We start from the raw sequence: 17622 nt of genomic DNA, 5'->3' as shown, positions 1-17622 counted from the left end.
AGTGAAAAAATGTTTAAAATTGATGCATTAGGTAAAGCGTGTCCTTTACCAGTAATCGAAACAAAAAAGGCACTACGTGAACATGCGGTTGTTGAAACGCTTGTAGATAATGAAATCGCGACTCAAAATTTGAAAAAAATGGCTGAGCAACTTGGGTATATTTATCAAATGCAGCAACAAGCGGAAAACAAATATGCTGTTGTAATCTCTAAAGCAAATACTGAATTAACAGATGAGGCAATGGAAACTGCAATAACTCCTACAGAAGATGTTGTTACTGATGAATATATCGTGGTGATCGATACGAATGTGATGGGAAGAGGTTCTGACGAACTAGGAAAGAATTTATTGAAAGGGTTTATTTATTCATTAACAGAACAAGATGTCTTACCGAGTAAAGTTATTTTTTATAATGGTGGTGTACAGTCAGTAATCAATGCATCAGATTTATTGGAAGACTTAATAGCTTTAGCAGATCAAGGCGTTGAAATCTACTCTTGTGGTGCTTGCTTGAACTTTTATGAACTGACACCGGCAATTGGTGAAGTAACTAATATGTATAGAATAGTAGAAATGATGCGTGAAGCGTCAAGAATCATAAAACCATAAAGGAGCAATTTTGATGCAAACATACGGTGTTGCCTTATTCTATTCGACACGAGAAGCGATGAAAGCAGAAGAAATTGCAAAAAAAGCCCAACTGGCTGTGCGAATCATTTCTACTCCGGAAAAGATTCATGCTAGTTGTGGCTTTTCTTTGAAATATTCGTTATCGGAAGAAGCACAACTGAGAGAACTGTTGGATCAATTAGCGATCATTTCAGAAGGCTTTTATCACGCGAATCAGACTGGCTTAAAAATAAACTATGAATTACTAGAAGCTCACTAATAGTTGTATGAGAAACATTATTGTAAGGCAAGAAAGATTATACGAACGAAGGGATTAATAGATGGCTAATATTGTAATTGGAACCGCTGGGCATATTGATCATGGAAAAACAACGCTGATCAAAGCCATGACAGGGATTGAAACAGATACGACTTCAGAAGAGAAAAAAAGAGGGATGTCGATTAATTTAGGTTTTGCTTATTTGGATCTACCAAATGATAAACGAGTAGGAATCGTAGACGTCCCGGGACATGAAAAATTCATTAAGAATATGGTTGCTGGGTTGCCCGGAATTAACCTTGTTTTATTGGTGATTGATGCGGCGGAAGGAATCATGCCACAAACAAAAGAACACATTGATATTCTGTCACTATTAGGCATTCGGGACTTTTTGATTGTTTTAACTAAAGTAGATACAGTTGATCCGGAACTAAAAGAGTTAGTCGTAGAAGATATTCGTGAACAATTAAGTGAAACGCCATTAGCTAAAGCTGACTTGATCGAAACGGATGCCGTCACAGGTACAGGAATCCAAATTCTGATTAATAAAATTCAAGAACATTCTGAAATAGCGACCGAAAGATCAAAAAATGGCGCAGCTCGCTTGAATGTTGATCGTGTATTCAGTGTAAAGGGGTTTGGGACCGTTGTTACGGGGACTTTGCTCGATGGAGAAATTCATACAGGTGAAGATCTTTACCTGTATCCTAGCCAAAAGAAAACGCGAGTAAGAAATATCCAAGTTCATGAAATGGATGTCTCAAATGCTCAGCCCGGACAGCGGACAGCTTTGAATTTAGCAAATATTTCAAAGGATGAAATCCAGCGAGGTGATGTTTTAACAACATCTGAAAAATTATCTGATACGTGGATGTTGGATGTTAAAGTGACCTGTTTGCCCGAAGTAACCAACGGAATCGGGTTATGGGATCGGGTTCGTTTACTAATAGGCACTAGAGAAGTGATGGCACGAACGGTTCCACTAGGAATTGACTGGATTGCACCTGGAGAAGAAGGTTTTCTACAATTACGACTAGAAGAGCAAGTAGCAGTGAAAGATCGTGATCGTTTCATTTTACGAGCGTATTCACCTATGCAGACGATTGCCGGAGGTGAGGTCTTAGATGCGGCACCGCATAAACACCGTCGTTTTAAAGTAGAAATATTAGAAAGTTTAAAAGCAAAAGAAGATGGTAGTTTGGATGAATTGATCAATGATTTTATGACGAATAAAAAACAACCTTTCACTAATTTGAAAGAATTGGCAGAATACCTTGGGACAGATCCGGAAGAACTCAAACCTGTATTAAGTGAAATGATTGCAGAAAAACGCATTTTAGAAACTAAGACCGGGTACTTAGCCCAAACGAGTTTTCAAAAATTAGCCGATCAAGGGATTGAAATTTTAACTGCTTATCATAAACAATATCGTCTACGCTATGGGATGCCAGTAGAAGAATTTCGTTCACGGATGCGCCGCTCTTTGGCAGAAAAAGAAATTGCTACATATCTGGAATTAATGAAAAAAGAAAAGCTCAAAGAAAGTAATGATCGGCTAGCCTTGATAGATTTTGAAGTAACTTTTAATCAGTATCAAAAAGCAGCCAAAGAAAAAATCGAAACTGTCTTAGCTAAAAATGGTTATACGCCAGTAAAAAAAGAAGAGTTAATCCACTTAGATAAAAATGCTGAAGAAGTCTTAGAAGCTTTGAATAGCGAAACAGTGGTTTTTTTGACGCATGAATATGTATTGTTGAAAAAAATCTTTGACCAAGCTGTTGAATTAGTCAATAAACAAATCGTTGAAAAAGGTCAAATGACGTTAGGGGATTTTCGAGATTTGACAGATTCAAGCCGCAAGTCCTCAATGTTGATCCTAGAGTACATGGATAAGCAAGAAATAACCAAGCGGGTAGAAAATTATCGTGTTTTAGGAAATTATTTTAAACAATAGATATAAAGAGGTGAAGGGGACGCATGAGTATTTATATGGATAATGCCGCAACAACTGCGCAAAAACCCGCAGTAGTCAGTGAATCAATAAAAAAAATTCTTCAAGGTGATTATGGAAATTCCTCTCGTGGTGCTCATGGCTACTCTCTGGCTAGCTATCATGTGGTTGAAAATGCTAGAAATCAGATCAAAGACCTTTTTCAGGCCAGTGAACAGTACGAAGTTGCATTTACAAATAATGCGACTGTTGCACTGAATGAAGTCTTAAAAGGGATGATCCATCCAGGTGATCACGTGATCACGACCTCTTGGGAGCATAACTCAGTATTGCGGCCATTGTATCAATTGGAAGCTCAAGGTGTATTGTTAGATATTATCTCGAGCGAACCGATCAGTGGACGATTGAATTACGATGAATTTTTACGAAAATTACGTCCAACAACGAAGGTGGTTATCTGCAACCACGCGAGTAATGTCACAGGAAATCTATTGGATCTAGCTAGAATAAAAGCATTTTGTGTGCAGCATAATCTTTTTCTGATTATCGATGCTTCACAAACTGCTGGGGCAGTACCGATTGATCTTAGTGATGGAAAAATTTCGGCACTTTGTTTTACTGGACATAAGTCATTGTATGGACCACAGGGAACGGGCGGCGTGTGTATAAAAAAAGATGTACCTATAGAACCTGTTTTGACGGGCGGCGATGGCATGCAGTCTTTTTCAAAAGTACAACCGCAAGTATTACCGACATTGCTAGAAGCCGGAACATTAAATATTCCCGGGTTAGCAGGTTTAGCTGCTAGCGTCGAGTGGCTGAAATCAAAAGATAGTAATTCTAATTTAGGAGAATATTTTTATCAAGAAGCTAAAAAAATTACCGGATTAACTACTTATGGTGACTTTTCAGCTCCGCGAGTCGATGTTTTTTCAATCAATCTTCGAGGTGCGGAATCGGCCATTGTCAGTGATCTACTTTGGGAAGAATTTAAAATTGCTACTCGTCCCGGGTATCATTGTGCCCCCTTGATGCATGAAGCGTTAAACACCGCAGACCGAGGAACTGTTCGAATTTCCTTTTCTTGTTTTACTACGAAAAAAGAAGTCGATCATGTATTAACAGCACTAAAAAATCTAGCGTCTCGCTAAGAAAGTAGGAGACTTATGACTCAAACGATTCAAACTATTTTATCGAAATTACCGTCCGTTGATGTACTATTGAAGAAAATAAATCCGGAATATCCACACGGCATAGCTAAAGAAATAACACAAAAAGTATTGACTGAGATTCGTCAAGAAGTTCTTTCGGGAACAAAAACGGTACTAGAGACGGATACCGAAATCATCACAAGAATTGAAAAAAAATTGCAGGAAAATCAGTTTTCTTTACGTCGAGTAATAAATGCGACTGGAACAGTCATTCATACCAATCTAGGACGATCATCATTGAGTTCTCAAGTCCAGCAGCAAGTAATGGAAACTAGTTTTCATTATTCAAATTTAGAATTTGATTTAGCCACAGGTAAGCGCGGATCGCGTTATAGCCATCTAGTCTCGATCATCAAGAAACTCACAGGCGCTGAAGATGTACTAGTAGTGAACAACAACGCGGCGGCTGTGCTACTAGTTTTAAGCACATTGACCCAAAATAAAGAAGTATTGGTTTCACGCGGTGAATTGGTAGAGATCGGTGGTGCTTTTCGTATTCCTGATGTCATTACTTCTAGCGGAGGAACAATCGTAGAAGTAGGAACAACGAATAAAACCCATCTAACTGATTATGAACGTGCATTGACTGATGAAACCGGAGCTGTTTTAAAAGTCCATACCAGCAACTACCGAATTATTGGATTTACTGAAACACCTGAAATAAGCGAGCTAGCTAAGTTAGCTCATAGCCAAAAATTGCCGCTGATCAATGATTTAGGGAGTGGTTTGTTTTTAGACATGCGGTCTTTTGGCCTGCCTTATGAGCCAACAATCAAAGAAGTTTTGGAACAAGGGTGTGATGTGGTCACGTTTAGCGGAGATAAGTTACTAGGTGGGCCACAAGCTGGTATTATCGTTGGAAAAAAAGAATATATCGAGAAAATGAAGCAGAACCAACTTTTACGAGCTTTACGAATTGATAAAATGACGTTAAGCGCACTAGAAGCAACCTTCGCTTTGTATTTAGATGAAAAAGTAGCATTGGAAGCTATTCCGACATTACAAATGATCAGTTTAACTGAACAAGAATGTTTAACAAAAGCTAAAAAATTAGCGGATATGTTAAGTGCAATTCCTGATTTGAACGTAACGATTGAAAAAGACCATAGTAAAATTGGTGGGGGGTCTTATCCTGAACATGTACTGCCGACAATGACTGTTTCTTTAACAAGTAAAAAATATTCAGCCGATCATTTACAAGTAAAACTACGAATGGCAAAGATACCAATTATCAGCCGGATTAAAAATGATTGTAATTTACTTGATGTAAGAACAATTGATGAAGCAGAATTTTCAATGATCCAAACAAGCTTGATAGAAATTTTTTAAATAAAAAAATTTGATTCAATCATATGAGCTAGTTTCAACGATGATGTTGAAGCTGGCTCTTTTTTTATGAAATGACAATTTTGTTAGATGATTCTATCTTCAAAATATGGTGAAAATTCAAATAAACTTGTATAGTATGGAAAGAAATTAGAAGAGGAGCAATGACTCATGAAAAAATTTTTGATTGGTTTAGTTAGTTTAATCGTTCTTGCCTTTGTAGGCTTACAAATAGCACAGAAAGTCGTTTCAAGTGGCGATGAATATTACGTTCAAGTCACGACCAATGGCGAGCGAATCGTCAATAAAGATGATAGCGGCAATCAATATGTTGATTATAAATACTCATTACCGGGCTACGATAAAAAGGGCGATGAAAAACAATTAGATTTTTCAGCTGCTAAAGATCGACCTTTACGAAAAGAAGCTTTTTTAAAAATTACATGGAATAAGAAAAAAGGAGTGACTTCTTATGAAGAAGTCCAGAAAAAGAAAGTTCCTGAAAAAGCTGCTGAAAAATTAGGTATAAGTTCGAAAAATTAGCTATAAAGACCAAATCGTTAATTGAATGGTTTTAAAAAGAGTTTGGAATATGAGGTGTAATAATGGAAAAAATTGTCTCAGTCAATAATGTTAAGAAGACATACGGTAAAGGAAATCAAAAGAAAACAGAAGCTTTGAAGGGAATTTCATTCGAAGTAGAAAAAGGTGAATTCGTGGGTATCATGGGTGCATCTGGCTCGGGTAAATCAACATTATTGAATTTATTAGCGACCTTAGATAAACCAACAGCTGGTGAGATAGCGATCAATCAAGCAGATGTCACAAAATTGTCAGGGAATCAGTTAGCTGATTTTCGCAGCAAAGAAATTGGATTCATTTTTCAAGATTTTAATTTGTTAGAAAATTTGACAGCGGCTGAAAATATCGCAGTACCTTTATCTTTACAAGGTATTAAAGGAAAAGAGACACAGAAACGAGTTGCGGAAGTTGCCAAGCGACTATCGATTGATGGAATATTAAACAGCTATCCAGCACAAATTTCTGGAGGGCAAAAACAACGAGTGGCTGCTGCACGAGCATTGGTTACTCAACCGACGATTTTATTGGGTGACGAACCGACTGGGGCATTGGATTCTAATAGTGCCCGTGATTTGTTAGATACAATGGAAGAACTGAATCAAAAGGACCAAGTGTCGATTTTGTTAGTCACCCATGATCCGTTTTCGGCTAGTTATTGTCGTCGTATTCTTTTTATCAAAGATGGTGTCATTTACCAAGAACTTAATCGTGAAGCCCAAACGCAAGAAGCTTTTTATCGTCAGATTCTAAGTATTCTTGGCAATTTGGAACAGTAGGAGGAATTTTTGATGCTTTTAAAATTATCGCTTACTGGAATAAAAGGTCGTTTAAGAGATTATATCGTATTATTTTCAGGTTTAGTCATGGCTTCGGGGATTTTTTATATGTTTGAGGGATTAGCGACCAATGAAGCTTTTTTGAAAAGTAATTCTTTAGTTTCATCCGTCGTATTGATTTTTCATTTAGGTACTGTACTATTATCGATCATCACGTTTGTGTACATTTTATATGCGAATTCCTTTTTGATGTCGATGCGTCAAAAGGATTATGCAATGTTCATGATGTTGGGTGCAAAAGGTCGCAAAATTGCTCAAATGGTTTTTATCGAGACTTTTGTAGTAGGCATTGGAGCTACGATTGTCGGAATTGCTGTAGGGATCGGTTTAAGCAGTATTGTCCAACAATTATTAGTGAAACAATTGGCCCTTAAAATCACTCATTTTGCAGCAGTTAGTACAAAAGGAATCCTATTTACTATCGTATTCTTTATGATTATATTTTTATTAGCAGCGTTAGTGAATGCTATGACGATCGTTAAAAAGCCGATTCTAAATTTATTACGAGCAAGTGAAACGCCGACACCGGCAATTCGTAAAACAGTTACGTTGGTTTTCGAAGTAATCGCTGGGCTTGTTTTTCTAGCAATTGGTTATTACATGATGACTCAAGTGATGAAGCTAGCCTTTTTAGCATTAGTGATTGCTTTAATTACCATTGTTTTGGGAACTTACTTTGTTTTTCACTCCGTCCTAATTTTTGGTTTGAATCTGTTAAAAAATCGTGACAGTATTGCGTTAAAAGGGTTGAATAACTTTACCTTGTCGCAACTAAGTTTCCGGATTCAAGACTATACAAAGATTCTCTCGATGGTCGCGATGCTTTTTGCTTTAGCTTTAGGTGCAATTACCGTAGGATTAGGTTTTCATAATGAGATACCTAAGATGACGAATGTGACATCTACCTATGATTTAATTTTGAACAATGCGCAAAAAATTGATACTTCTAAACTTAAATCGCTTGATTCTACTTCAGATGTAATCTATACACAAAAAGAAAATCAAGATACGATTTATTATGATCAATCACAATTTGATCAGCATCCGCTAGAAGCGAAAAAATTTGTTGCTAGTTATACGACTAAAAAAGTTTATTACGATGGTAAAACACTGAAGGATAATGTAACGGCACTGGATGAGCTGCGTAACTTGGAGCTTCCAGAGCAAAGTGCGAAACAGCATCAATTTTTAAGTCATTCAGAGTTTTCAGCATTGAACGCAGTACCGACAGAATTACGCGTAATTCACGTAGCTGATTTTATGAAGGATAAAACAGTGCTGTCGCAGTTAGTTGATGAAAACGTCAAAAACAATCCGACACTCGGTCAAAACAAGGGTGGATTCTCGCAAAAAATCGTGATATATGATACTTACAATGCGCTATTTTCTGGTTTTGAATTCATGGGCTTCTTCTTAGGAATTGCCTTTTTAACAATGTTGGCCAGCTGTTTGATGTTTAAGATTTTATCAGGAGCTAAAAGTGATATCCAACGCTATGCTATGTTGGAAAAAATCGGAGCGAGACGGCAACTTTTATTAGCTTCTATTCGCAAGGAAATCGGAGTTTTATTTTTAGTCCCAGGATTATTAGGAATGCTCCATGTATTGTTTGGATTACAGATGTTTAAAAGTTTACTTAGCGAACCGTACAATAATTTATGGTTGCCATTTTTGATTTTCTTAGTCCTTTACTTGATTTACTATGGATTGACTGTCTGGATCTATACTGGAATCGTGATGAAAAAAACAGCTTAGAGAGGTTGAAGCAAAAGTCGAAAGTCTTTTGCTTCAGCTTTTTTTATTCCTGCGATTTGAAGCAAGCAGATTAATTGAATAAAAGAAAAAGATTGCGTACAATTTATTTGTACAAAATTTATAAGATGGAGTGATAGCGATATGAAAAAAATGTATTCAACAAAAATCATTAATACTGGTGGCCGTTCTGGAGAAGTTCATAGTCCTGATCATTCATTTGAATTAAATATTGCTGCACCGGGTAAACGGGTAGAAAACGCAACGAATCCGGAACAACTTTTTGCAGCTGGTTATAGCGCATGTTTTAATAGTGCCTTAGATCTTGTTAAGCAAAATAAAGGAATTGAAGGCGCAGCGACTGTCAGTGCACAAGTTTCTTTATATGCTGAAAGTGAATTAAACTTTGTTTTAGGTGTTGAAATCGAAGGTTCTATCGAAGGATTATCGGTAGAAGAAACACAAGAATTACTAGAAATTGCTCATACTGTTTGCCCGTATTCAAAAGCTACAGCAGGCAATATCGAAGTAACAATCAAAGCAGTTGAAGCGTAGTTTTTAGAGTGATGAAGGAACCACTAGATTCAGCTCATGAGAATGAGGCGTTACTATTAGAAAATCAATTATGCTTTCCAATGTATGCCGCTTCAAAAGAAATAACGAAACATTACAAACAGTTATTGGATCCTTTGAATCTAACGTATACGCAATACTTAGTCATGTTAGTCCTTTGGGAAACGGATGGATTATCGGTAACTGAATTAGGGAAGAAATTATGCTTGGATTCGGGTACGTTGACGCCGGTATTAAAAAAACTAGAAACAAAAGAATTCATTCAACGAATACATGATCAAGCAGATGGTCGATTGTTGACTATTTGTTTAACAAATAGTGGACAGAGGTTAAAAGAACAAGCCAAAACTATTCCAAATCAAATTCATGAGTTTCTTCCGCTTTCTGAGGAAGAATTATTGATACTGCAACGTTTAACTACAAAATTCATTGCTGGTATTTCTAATAACTAAAAAAGCCCAAAAGAATTATGATTCTTTTGGGCTTTTTGTTTTGCTATTTTTTCTCTAAAACGGCAATAAATTCACGCATATAATCAGGAAGATCAGGTGGGCGTCGACTAGAAACAATATGTACATCGGTTACGACGGGCGTGTCGATCCATGTAGCTCCAGCATTAGTCATATCATCTTTGATACCTGGGGTACTAGTAACTTTTTTCCCTTTAAGAATGTCTGCAGAAATTAACACCCATCCGGCATGGCAAATTTGGCCGATAACTTTTTCTGCTTGATCCATCTTCTGTACAAATGAGATGACCTCAGGAAAGCGACGTAATTTGTCAGGTGCCCATCCACCTGGTACAAGAATAGCATCATATTCAGCAACATCGATGTCGCTGAAAGCATAATCAGATTCCGCTGGAACGCCATACTTCCCAATATAGGTTTTATGTGCCTCAGCTCCAACTAAATCAACTTGAGCCCCTTCTTCTCTAACACGATGAACAGGATACCAAAGTTCTAAGTCTTCAAAGTCATGATCAACCAATGCAATAACCTTTTTGTTTTCTAAACGCAAGATGACTCCTCCTTTTTCTTGATAAATTTACCATAACAGAAACTAGTGGAAAGATAAAAATATCCGCTTACTAAAAGAGTAGGTACTTCCAAGAATAAGTATTTGAAAATTTAAAATCAGTAAGATGATTAAATTAAAGTATTAATTGAAATATGTTATTTTATGGATAAATATTAAGAATGTGAATTTTTTATGTCTCAGAAAATTTTCATTTATTTTTACAAAACTAGCAAAATAGCGGACTTATCGTTAACTTTTAAAGGTTATCTATAATAATTTTTAATTTTTTAAAAAATAGTATTTTTTTACTAAATAAAAATGCATATTTTTTGAAATCTGTTATAGTAGAAACGGACAATTTAATAGAGAAAGAAGTGTTCCGGATGAACCGGATAAAGCAAGCTTTTACCAACCGTTGGGTCATCTTAATGGTAGTCAGCGTACTATTCTGGGCAAAAACGATTTTCGCCTACTACACCGATTTTTCATTGGGTGTACAAGGATCTATCCAGTATTTCATTTTATGGATCAATCCAATTGCGACAACGTTATTGATTTTCGGAGTATTCCTGTATATCAAAAAGATCAAACCAGCACTGATCACATTATTTCTGTTAGATCTTTTCAACACCTTGATCTTGTATCTCAATGTGATTTTTTATCGTGAGTTTACTGACTTTGTCACGATAAAATCAGTTTTAGGATTTTCAAAAGTCTCTCAAGGAATTTCTGGGAGTTCATTTGCCTTAATGAAAGTCCATGATGTTTTATATTGGATCGATATTCTCGTTTTCTTAGGTATTTTGATCTACATTTTTGTGAAACGAAAAGAGATTATCAGTAAACCGGTTCGCAAATCTTTTGCGGTGGCAATCAGTTGTTTATCAGCGTTGATATTTTCTGTGAACTTATCATTGAGTGAAGCCAATCGTCCTCAATTATTACAACGGACGTTTGACCGTTCGTATATTGTAAAATATTTAGGATTGGATGCTTTTACGATCTATGATGGGATCAAAACAGAACAAACCAATAGTGTGCGTGCTCACGCCTCTAGTAATGGGTTGACGGATGTATTGAAATACACCAAGAGCCACTATGCAACACCGGATTCAAGTAAATATGGGATCGCTAAAGGCAAAAATATTATTGTGATCCATTTAGAAAGTTTCCAACAATTTTTGATCAATATGAAAGTGGATGGTCAAGAAGTCACACCATTTTTAAATAGTTTAGAAAATGATAGTCAGCAAACATTGGCTTTTGATAATTTCTTCCATGAAGTCGGACAAGGTAAAACCAGTGATGCTGAAAACATGTTAGAGACGAGCACCTTTGGGTTATCGCAAGGTTCATTGTTTACACAACTTGGATCGGATAATACTTTCCAAGCGGCACCTGCTATTTTAAATCAGCAGTCAGGCTATACAAGCGCTGTTTTCCATGGGAATGTCGGTAGTTTCTGGAATCGAGACCACGTGTATAAGAACCTAGGCTATCAAAATTTCTTTGACCGTTCATACTTTAACTCTTCAGATGAAAGTTTAGGCTACGGTATTTTAGATAAAGATTTATTGAAAGAGTCTGTCGGACATTTAGAACATTTGCAACAACCTTTTTATGCAAAATTCTTAACCGTAACAAACCATACGCCGTATTTAACAGATGATAAGAATTTCAATTTTCCATCATTGAATACAGGAGACAGCACGGTTGATGATTATGTACGAACGGCTCACTATTTAGACGAATCTTTACGTGAATTCTTTGATTATCTTAAAGCATCTGGTATTTATCAAAATTCGATCTTTATGATCTATGGAGACCATTTTGGTATTTCAGATAGCAATAATAAAGATTTAGCGAAAGCCTTAGGCAAAGATCCATCAACATGGAGTAAATTTGATGATGCTCAAATGCAACGTGTCCCATTGATGTTCCATATTCCAGGTTATACTCAAGGAGGAATCCAACATCAATACGGCGGTGAAATCGATGTCTTGCCAACGTTGCTTCATTTGGTAGGGGTTGATAGCTCGAAATATATTCAATTTGGGACAGATTTATTCTCCTCACAACATGATCAGACAGTAGCCTTTAGGAATGGTGATTTCGTGACACCAAATTACACGGAACTAGGCGGTCAAACCTATGACAATAAAACAGGTGAAGTTGTTGATACGAATGAATTAGGTATCACCTCGGATATCAACCAGAAACAAAAACAAGTGAAAGAAGCATTGAGCTTGTCGGATAAATTGAATCAAGAAAATCTATTGCGATTCTATACACCAGAAGGATTTTCACCGATTGATCCAAAAGACTTTGAATACAAAAACTTGGATAAGAAAAACGAGGCAATCGAAAAAGCCAAAGGGAATAAGTCGACCAGTGTATTTTCTAAAAATGGAAATAAAACAACTGCCGACCTTTATCCATCGATCAAGTAAAAAGCAAGGAGCCGTTATCAAGGGCTCCTTGTTTTTTTTATAAAAAGGATAATTAGTTGCTTGGATAACTTATTCGGCTTAGAATAAAGTTAAAAGTAACGTAAAAGGTAGGAGAATTATGGTTGATTTTGATAGTGTTATCCAGAATATTGTTCATCCATTTGTTTTAATCTTAGATGTATTATCGATTGGCATCATTGTATTTGGAGCAATTGCGTCGTTTATAAAACTGGTCCAAGCAAAAACTAAAAATAAATTTCCATTTGTTTTGACACGAAATAAATTTATCAAAGCCTATTTAGGAAGTTATATCTTATTGAGTTTAGAATTTTTGATCGTAGCAGATATCATTGAATCAATCATTAAACCTACATTTCAAGACATTATTAAATTAGCTTTGATCGTCATTATCCGAACAGTGATTTCTTACTTTTTAAACAAAGAAATCAGCGAATTTTCAGAAGGACAATAAATAGTAAAAAAACGGTCTATAATTTTGCTACTAGTAATTTAAAAAGGAAAGAATTCCTGTGCGTCGGGAATTTTATTTCTTTTTATTTATTTATTTGTTATTGATACCCTTTTAAATCCGTGGTATGATTATCTTGCTTCGGGAGTGGATGGGTTCTGGTGTGCCCTCTGGTCTTCAAAACCAGTATGAGGAGTTAAGAGCTTCTTGGGTGAGTTCGATTCTCACACATTCCCGCCAATATGGATCTAACAGTCAGCTATCTTTGGTAGTTGACTTTTTTATCGTTTCATTTATTTTTTTTAAAAATTTAACGTGGAAGACAGGAATCGAACCTGCAGCTTAAATGTAATGAAACAAACGATTGTTTTAAGTTTCATCGTTAAGCAGAAACACCAAGTTCATCCACAGAAAATAATAGATAGAAAATTTGTTTGATTAACTATAGCTACTATAGTTGTCGAAGCTTAAATAAAACTGAAGAGGAAATTTTAAGCAAAAAAAGACAACTGTTTTTAAACAGTTGTCAATGAGTTAGAACGTGAAAGTGTTAATGACAATGACATATTCGTTAAACAAAGGAAAGGAACTAACTCAGTGGATAGTATAAAACTAAAAAATTTATTTGTGAAATAAAAAACACCGAAAAATTATTTTTAAGCTAAATTCGTAAATAAAATAGTATAAATAAGTATTTTTTTGGTTTTAATGAAGTTTTATTAACGGTTAAATAATATAAACTGTTGATAGTACTTTTTTTGTAGAATCTATTTTGTTATGATGGAGTTGTTCTTATAAAGGAGGAGTTTTAATGAACGAGCAATATGGTGATGAAATACCTCAAGCAATCAAAGGGTGGAATTGGGGAGCATTTATGTATAATATCACGTGGGGATTTGGGAATAAAACCTATCTGCCGTTATTATGTTTGATTCCAGTATTTAATATTTTTTGGATTTTCGTTTGTGGGTTTAAAGGAAATGAATGGGCTTGGCAAAAAGGGAACTATGAAGATGTTGAGACATTTTAGCGGTTCAGCAGACATGGAATCGTGCGGGAATCGTTTCAATTATTTTATCTATTATAGCTATAATTATTTTTCTGTTTTTGTTACCGGTACTCGTTTATATTAGTACTAGCTATTTGTATAATTAATTTTGATCGACCACTTGATAGTGGTCTTTTTTTATTGAGCCTATTTAGTATAAACGAAAAAAGACAGTCGTAGAAAACGACTGTCAATGAGCTAGAATGAAAGTTTATGTTGCCATGTCATGTTTGTTTAAAAAAAGGAAAGGAACTAGCTCGATAATTATTGTATACCTAGGATTATTTTATGTTAAATGATATCCTAGCTAAAAATAGTATTGGTCTATATTCGTTAAAAAAATAGCGTAAATGACCAAAAAAATAAATATAAGATGCGAATGTAATGGAAATAGCAAGGAGGAAACATTTTTGATTACGGTAAAAGATATGCAAGAATCTCAGCAAAACGAATTAAGAGACTTATACCTCATCAGCCGAAAGGAAGCTTTTTATTGGTTAGATTCAACTGGATTTAAATTAACTGATTTTGATAATGATACGTTAGGAGAAAGTGTTTTAGTTGCTGTAGAGTATACTAAAGTTGTGGGTTTTATTTCCATTTATCTAGAAGATTCTTTTATTCATTGTTTATTTGTGGATCCTAGTAAACAGGGCTCAGGGATTGGATCGCTTCTTTTAGAGGAAGCCAAAAAAAGACTAAACCATCAAATGACCTTAAAATGCTTATCCAAAAACCAGTTAGGGCTGGCTTTTTATTTAAAGAGAGGATGGAAGGTTCTTGATGAGGTCACTTTTGATAATAAAAACGATAATTATCTAAATTTGATTTATAAAATCACTCAGTGATGAATTTGCTAATTCAAATATTTTAAAAAAAGTCCGAGGCAAGGTATAGTTATAGTATTAAATTGAAGAGGTGAATATCATGCATAATTTTTTTAAACATAAAAAAACTGGAAAAGTCATTACAAAAGACGAGTATGTGAATCAGCGCCTAGAAAATATTGAAACGAATACCTTGGATATGGCAAAAACAGGAATGGATCTAAATGCTGATGTTTTTGGTAAACAAGAAGATTATGAACCCTATGACATAGAAAATGAAAAAAATAGAGATTAAAACCACTCAATCGAGTGGTTTTTTGTTAGGTGCTAATTCGAAGTATATAACGTTCGGTGGGTTATAAATGACCTTTTTACGCAAGAGATACTAATAGGCAGGAACATAAAAGATATTTTTATGAGTTTAAAAAAGAATGTTTCTAATCGTTATCAAATTAACCATAAGTTATTAAAGTTATATTTCTATATAAAACAGAATTTTAATTGTACATAAAAAAACAAATCATGTAATTCGTATATCTGCATAAAATAAGTATTAATAGTAGTTAGAGCAGATGATAAAATTTTAAAAAATAATATTGTGATAAAAAAATAGTTTTTAAAAAATATGTATGTATAATTAGGTATATACAAATGTATTTTTTTTTTGATTAAAAATTACCATAAAAAATAACATTTTAACAATATTAAGATTCTTTGTGAGATAAGTACTTTATACTTTTCATTAAAGCTACAAAGCTATAATTAGCTGTTAATTGAAAGGGAGTTTTTAAATGGAATCGCGTAGAACACAGGGGAAATTAATTAAAGAAAAAAATGATAAATTAACTAAACCAGTTAAAGTAATGGGTATCGCAGGATTAACATTAATGTCAGCCTCTATTTTATCTTTAACCAATACTTCATCTGTACTGTCTTTAGAAAATACAAATACACTGGATCATGTCTCTATCTCTACTAAATCAGTAGCTGAAACGGCTGCACCTACTGCCGATGCTACTAATTCAGCAGCTACTAATAATGGTGTTGCTAACAATCAAACATCAACAGTCGAAAATTCAACTGATCAAAACCAATCAAATAATCAACAAGTAATAACTGCAGAAACAGCTACTTCTACTACTAATAACCAAAACCAAACACCTCAAATGGTAGAACAATCATCTGACGCTAATTCGGCTGCAATAGCAGGACTAACTGCTCCAGACAGTGAACAACAACCAAGTACACCAGAAAAACAATTGGATTACACAGCATTAAATGCAGCAATGTACGCAGGCGCACAAAAATTATATGCTGGAACCTATACAGCTACTTCAGTAAATGCATATAATCAAGCCTTTAACAATGCAAAAGCAGCTAAAGGAAATATGTCATTATCGCAAGCGCAAGTCGATCAAATCACACAGGCCTTGGTAAGCGCAACAGCAGGGCTAACTGCTCCAGGCAGTGAACAACAACAACCAAGTACACCAGAAAAACAATTGGATTACACAGCATTAAATGCAGCAATGTACGCAGGCGCACAAAAATTATATGCTGGAACCTATACAGCTACTTCAGTAAATGCATATAATCAAGCCTTTAACAATGCAAAAGCAGCTAAAGGAAATATGTCATTATCGCAAGCGCAAGTCGATCAAATCACACAGGCCTTGGTAAGCGCAACAGCAGGACTAACTGTTCCAGGTAGTGAGCAACAACCAAGTACACCAGAAAAACAATTGGATTTCACAGCGTTAAATAAAGCCATCATGGAAGGTAATCGAGTTCAATTCAAAGCACCTTATACAGAAGAAACAAACGCAGCCTTCAAAAAAGCAATGAACCAAGCCAAACATGTAATGACTAATTCAAAAGGTAATATGACACAAGCAGATATCGATCAAGCAGAAAAAGGTTTGACAGCAGCGATCGCAGGCTTGAAAGTAATCGGTGGTACAGGTGACCCAGATGTACAAACACCTACAAAAGAATTAGATTTCACAGCGTTGAATAAAGCCATCATGGAAGGTAATCGAGTTCAATTCAAAGCACCTTATACTGAAGAAACAAACACAGCCTTCAAAAAAGCAATGAACCAAGCCAAACATGTAATGACCAATTCAGATGGTAATATGACACAAGCAGATATCGATCAAGCAGAAAAAGATTTAACAGCAGCGATTGCAGGCTTGAAAGTAATTGGTGGTACAGGCGATCCAGATAGCCGTGGCATTGATGATCCTAAAGATCAAACTGATCCAAAAAAATTACCTGAAACAGATAACAAAGAACAAGATAACCAAGATAACAAAGAACAAGATAATCAAAATGATAATGACAAAAAAGCTCTATCAAATAAAGGCAAAGAAGTTTTAAGTCTGGGTCAAGCTGAATCAAATCAAGCAAATAAAAATTTAAGTGCAATTTCAAATCCAGTATCTAAAAACGTAGAAAATTCTAGTACAAAACCTGAAGCAAAACAATTAAGCAGAGTAGAAAAATATAATAGTAATAGTTTACCTAAAACAGGTATGGAAAATAACGTAGTTACTTCAATCGTAGGGCTTGTTATGACATTATTTGTTTCACTAGGTTTGATTAAATCTACTCGGACAAAAACAAGAAAACATTAATATATACATGATACTAAAGAATCAGATCAATTAAGTAAAAAAGACCTCTAGT

General features: G+C 35.1%; 16 protein-coding genes, 1 tRNA gene and 1 pseudogene. 17 read left to right on the top strand and 1 reads right to left on the bottom strand.

From position 1 onward, the window contains the following. Positions 1–9: 9 nt before the first annotated feature. The 10 genes from yedF (at position 10) to ACQKTA_RS11180 (ending at position 9572) form a co-directional block, all read left to right on the top strand. Positions 10–609, top strand: coding sequence for a sulfurtransferase-like selenium metabolism protein YedF (gene yedF / locus ACQKTA_RS11225; RefSeq protein ID WP_427814774.1), 600 nt, complete (start codon positions 10–12; stop codon positions 607–609). 13 nt (positions 610–622) lie between these two features. Further along, positions 623–889: a DUF3343 domain-containing protein gene (locus ACQKTA_RS11220; RefSeq protein WP_427814773.1), complete on the top strand. Its 267-nt coding sequence runs from the start codon at positions 623–625 to the stop codon at positions 887–889. A gap of 61 nt (positions 890–950) precedes the next feature. Then, on the top strand, positions 951–2843 hold the full coding sequence (selB, locus tag ACQKTA_RS11215) for a selenocysteine-specific translation elongation factor (RefSeq protein WP_427814772.1): 1893 nt from the start codon (positions 951–953) through the stop codon (positions 2841–2843). A 23-nt stretch (positions 2844–2866) separates the two neighbouring features. Next, complete coding sequence (locus tag ACQKTA_RS11210) at positions 2867–3991, top strand: aminotransferase class V-fold PLP-dependent enzyme (RefSeq protein ID WP_427814771.1); 1125 nt, start codon at positions 2867–2869, stop codon at positions 3989–3991. A 15-nt stretch (positions 3992–4006) separates the two neighbouring features. Beyond that, complete coding sequence (gene selA, locus ACQKTA_RS11205; protein ID WP_427814770.1) at positions 4007–5380, top strand: L-seryl-tRNA(Sec) selenium transferase; 1374 nt, start codon at positions 4007–4009, stop codon at positions 5378–5380. A 168-nt stretch (positions 5381–5548) separates the two neighbouring features. Beyond that, positions 5549–5920 (top strand): YxeA family protein, encoded by a 372-nt coding sequence (locus ACQKTA_RS11200; protein ID WP_332654350.1) that lies wholly within the window; start codon positions 5549–5551, stop codon positions 5918–5920. A 62-nt stretch (positions 5921–5982) separates the two neighbouring features. After that, positions 5983–6735: an ABC transporter ATP-binding protein gene (locus ACQKTA_RS11195; RefSeq protein WP_427814769.1), complete on the top strand. Its 753-nt coding sequence runs from the start codon at positions 5983–5985 to the stop codon at positions 6733–6735. Between the two features lie 12 nt (positions 6736–6747). Beyond that, a complete protein-coding gene (locus tag ACQKTA_RS11190) occupies positions 6748–8550 on the top strand; it encodes an FtsX-like permease family protein (protein ID WP_427814768.1) in 1803 nt (600 codons plus the stop codon). 141 nt (positions 8551–8691) lie between these two features. Next, on the top strand, positions 8692–9102 hold the full coding sequence (locus ACQKTA_RS11185; RefSeq protein ID WP_427814767.1) for an organic hydroperoxide resistance protein: 411 nt from the start codon (positions 8692–8694) through the stop codon (positions 9100–9102). 11 nt (positions 9103–9113) lie between these two features. Continuing rightward, complete coding sequence (locus ACQKTA_RS11180) at positions 9114–9572, top strand: MarR family winged helix-turn-helix transcriptional regulator (protein WP_427814766.1); 459 nt, start codon at positions 9114–9116, stop codon at positions 9570–9572. A 43-nt stretch (positions 9573–9615) separates the two neighbouring features. Here the strand turns inward: ACQKTA_RS11180 and ACQKTA_RS11175 are convergent, their stop codons facing one another. Then, positions 9616–10140 (bottom strand): type 1 glutamine amidotransferase domain-containing protein, encoded by a 525-nt coding sequence (locus tag ACQKTA_RS11175; protein WP_427814765.1) that lies wholly within the window; start codon positions 10138–10140, stop codon positions 9616–9618. Positions 10141–10523: 383 nt separating this feature from the next. On the opposite strand from ACQKTA_RS11175, the gene ACQKTA_RS11170 reads away from it, so the two are divergent. From ACQKTA_RS11170 to ACQKTA_RS11140, 7 genes and pseudogenes are all read left to right on the top strand, one after another. Next, a complete protein-coding gene (locus ACQKTA_RS11170; protein WP_427814764.1) occupies positions 10524–12590 on the top strand; it encodes an LTA synthase family protein in 2067 nt (688 codons plus the stop codon). A 118-nt stretch (positions 12591–12708) separates the two neighbouring features. After that, the gene (locus ACQKTA_RS11165; protein ID WP_427814763.1) at positions 12709–13062 is read left to right on the top strand and encodes a DUF1622 domain-containing protein; all 354 of its coding nucleotides are present in this window, start codon (positions 12709–12711) and stop codon (positions 13060–13062) included. A gap of 140 nt (positions 13063–13202) precedes the next feature. Then, positions 13203–13299, top strand: a tRNA-Sec gene (locus ACQKTA_RS11160). A gap of 571 nt (positions 13300–13870) precedes the next feature. Continuing rightward, positions 13871–14214, top strand: a pseudogene (locus ACQKTA_RS11155) (ribonuclease G). 303 nt (positions 14215–14517) lie between these two features. After that, the gene (locus tag ACQKTA_RS11150) at positions 14518–14955 is read left to right on the top strand and encodes a GNAT family N-acetyltransferase (RefSeq protein WP_427814762.1); all 438 of its coding nucleotides are present in this window, start codon (positions 14518–14520) and stop codon (positions 14953–14955) included. Between the two features lie 79 nt (positions 14956–15034). Further along, positions 15035–15229: a hypothetical protein gene (locus tag ACQKTA_RS11145; protein ID WP_427814761.1), complete on the top strand. Its 195-nt coding sequence runs from the start codon at positions 15035–15037 to the stop codon at positions 15227–15229. Between the two features lie 496 nt (positions 15230–15725). Next, the gene (locus tag ACQKTA_RS11140) at positions 15726–17570 is read left to right on the top strand and encodes an LPXTG cell wall anchor domain-containing protein (protein WP_427814760.1); all 1845 of its coding nucleotides are present in this window, start codon (positions 15726–15728) and stop codon (positions 17568–17570) included. Positions 17571–17622: the final 52 nt, after the last annotated feature.

Origin of the sequence: Enterococcus sp. 22-H-5-01, assembly GCF_050310005.1 — a bacterium.
GTDB classification, from domain to species: Bacteria; Bacillota; Bacilli; order Lactobacillales; family Enterococcaceae; genus Enterococcus_A; species Enterococcus_A hailinensis.
Note: the sequence above shows the minus strand (reverse complement) of the source record. Positions and strands in the feature narration are given on the sequence as shown.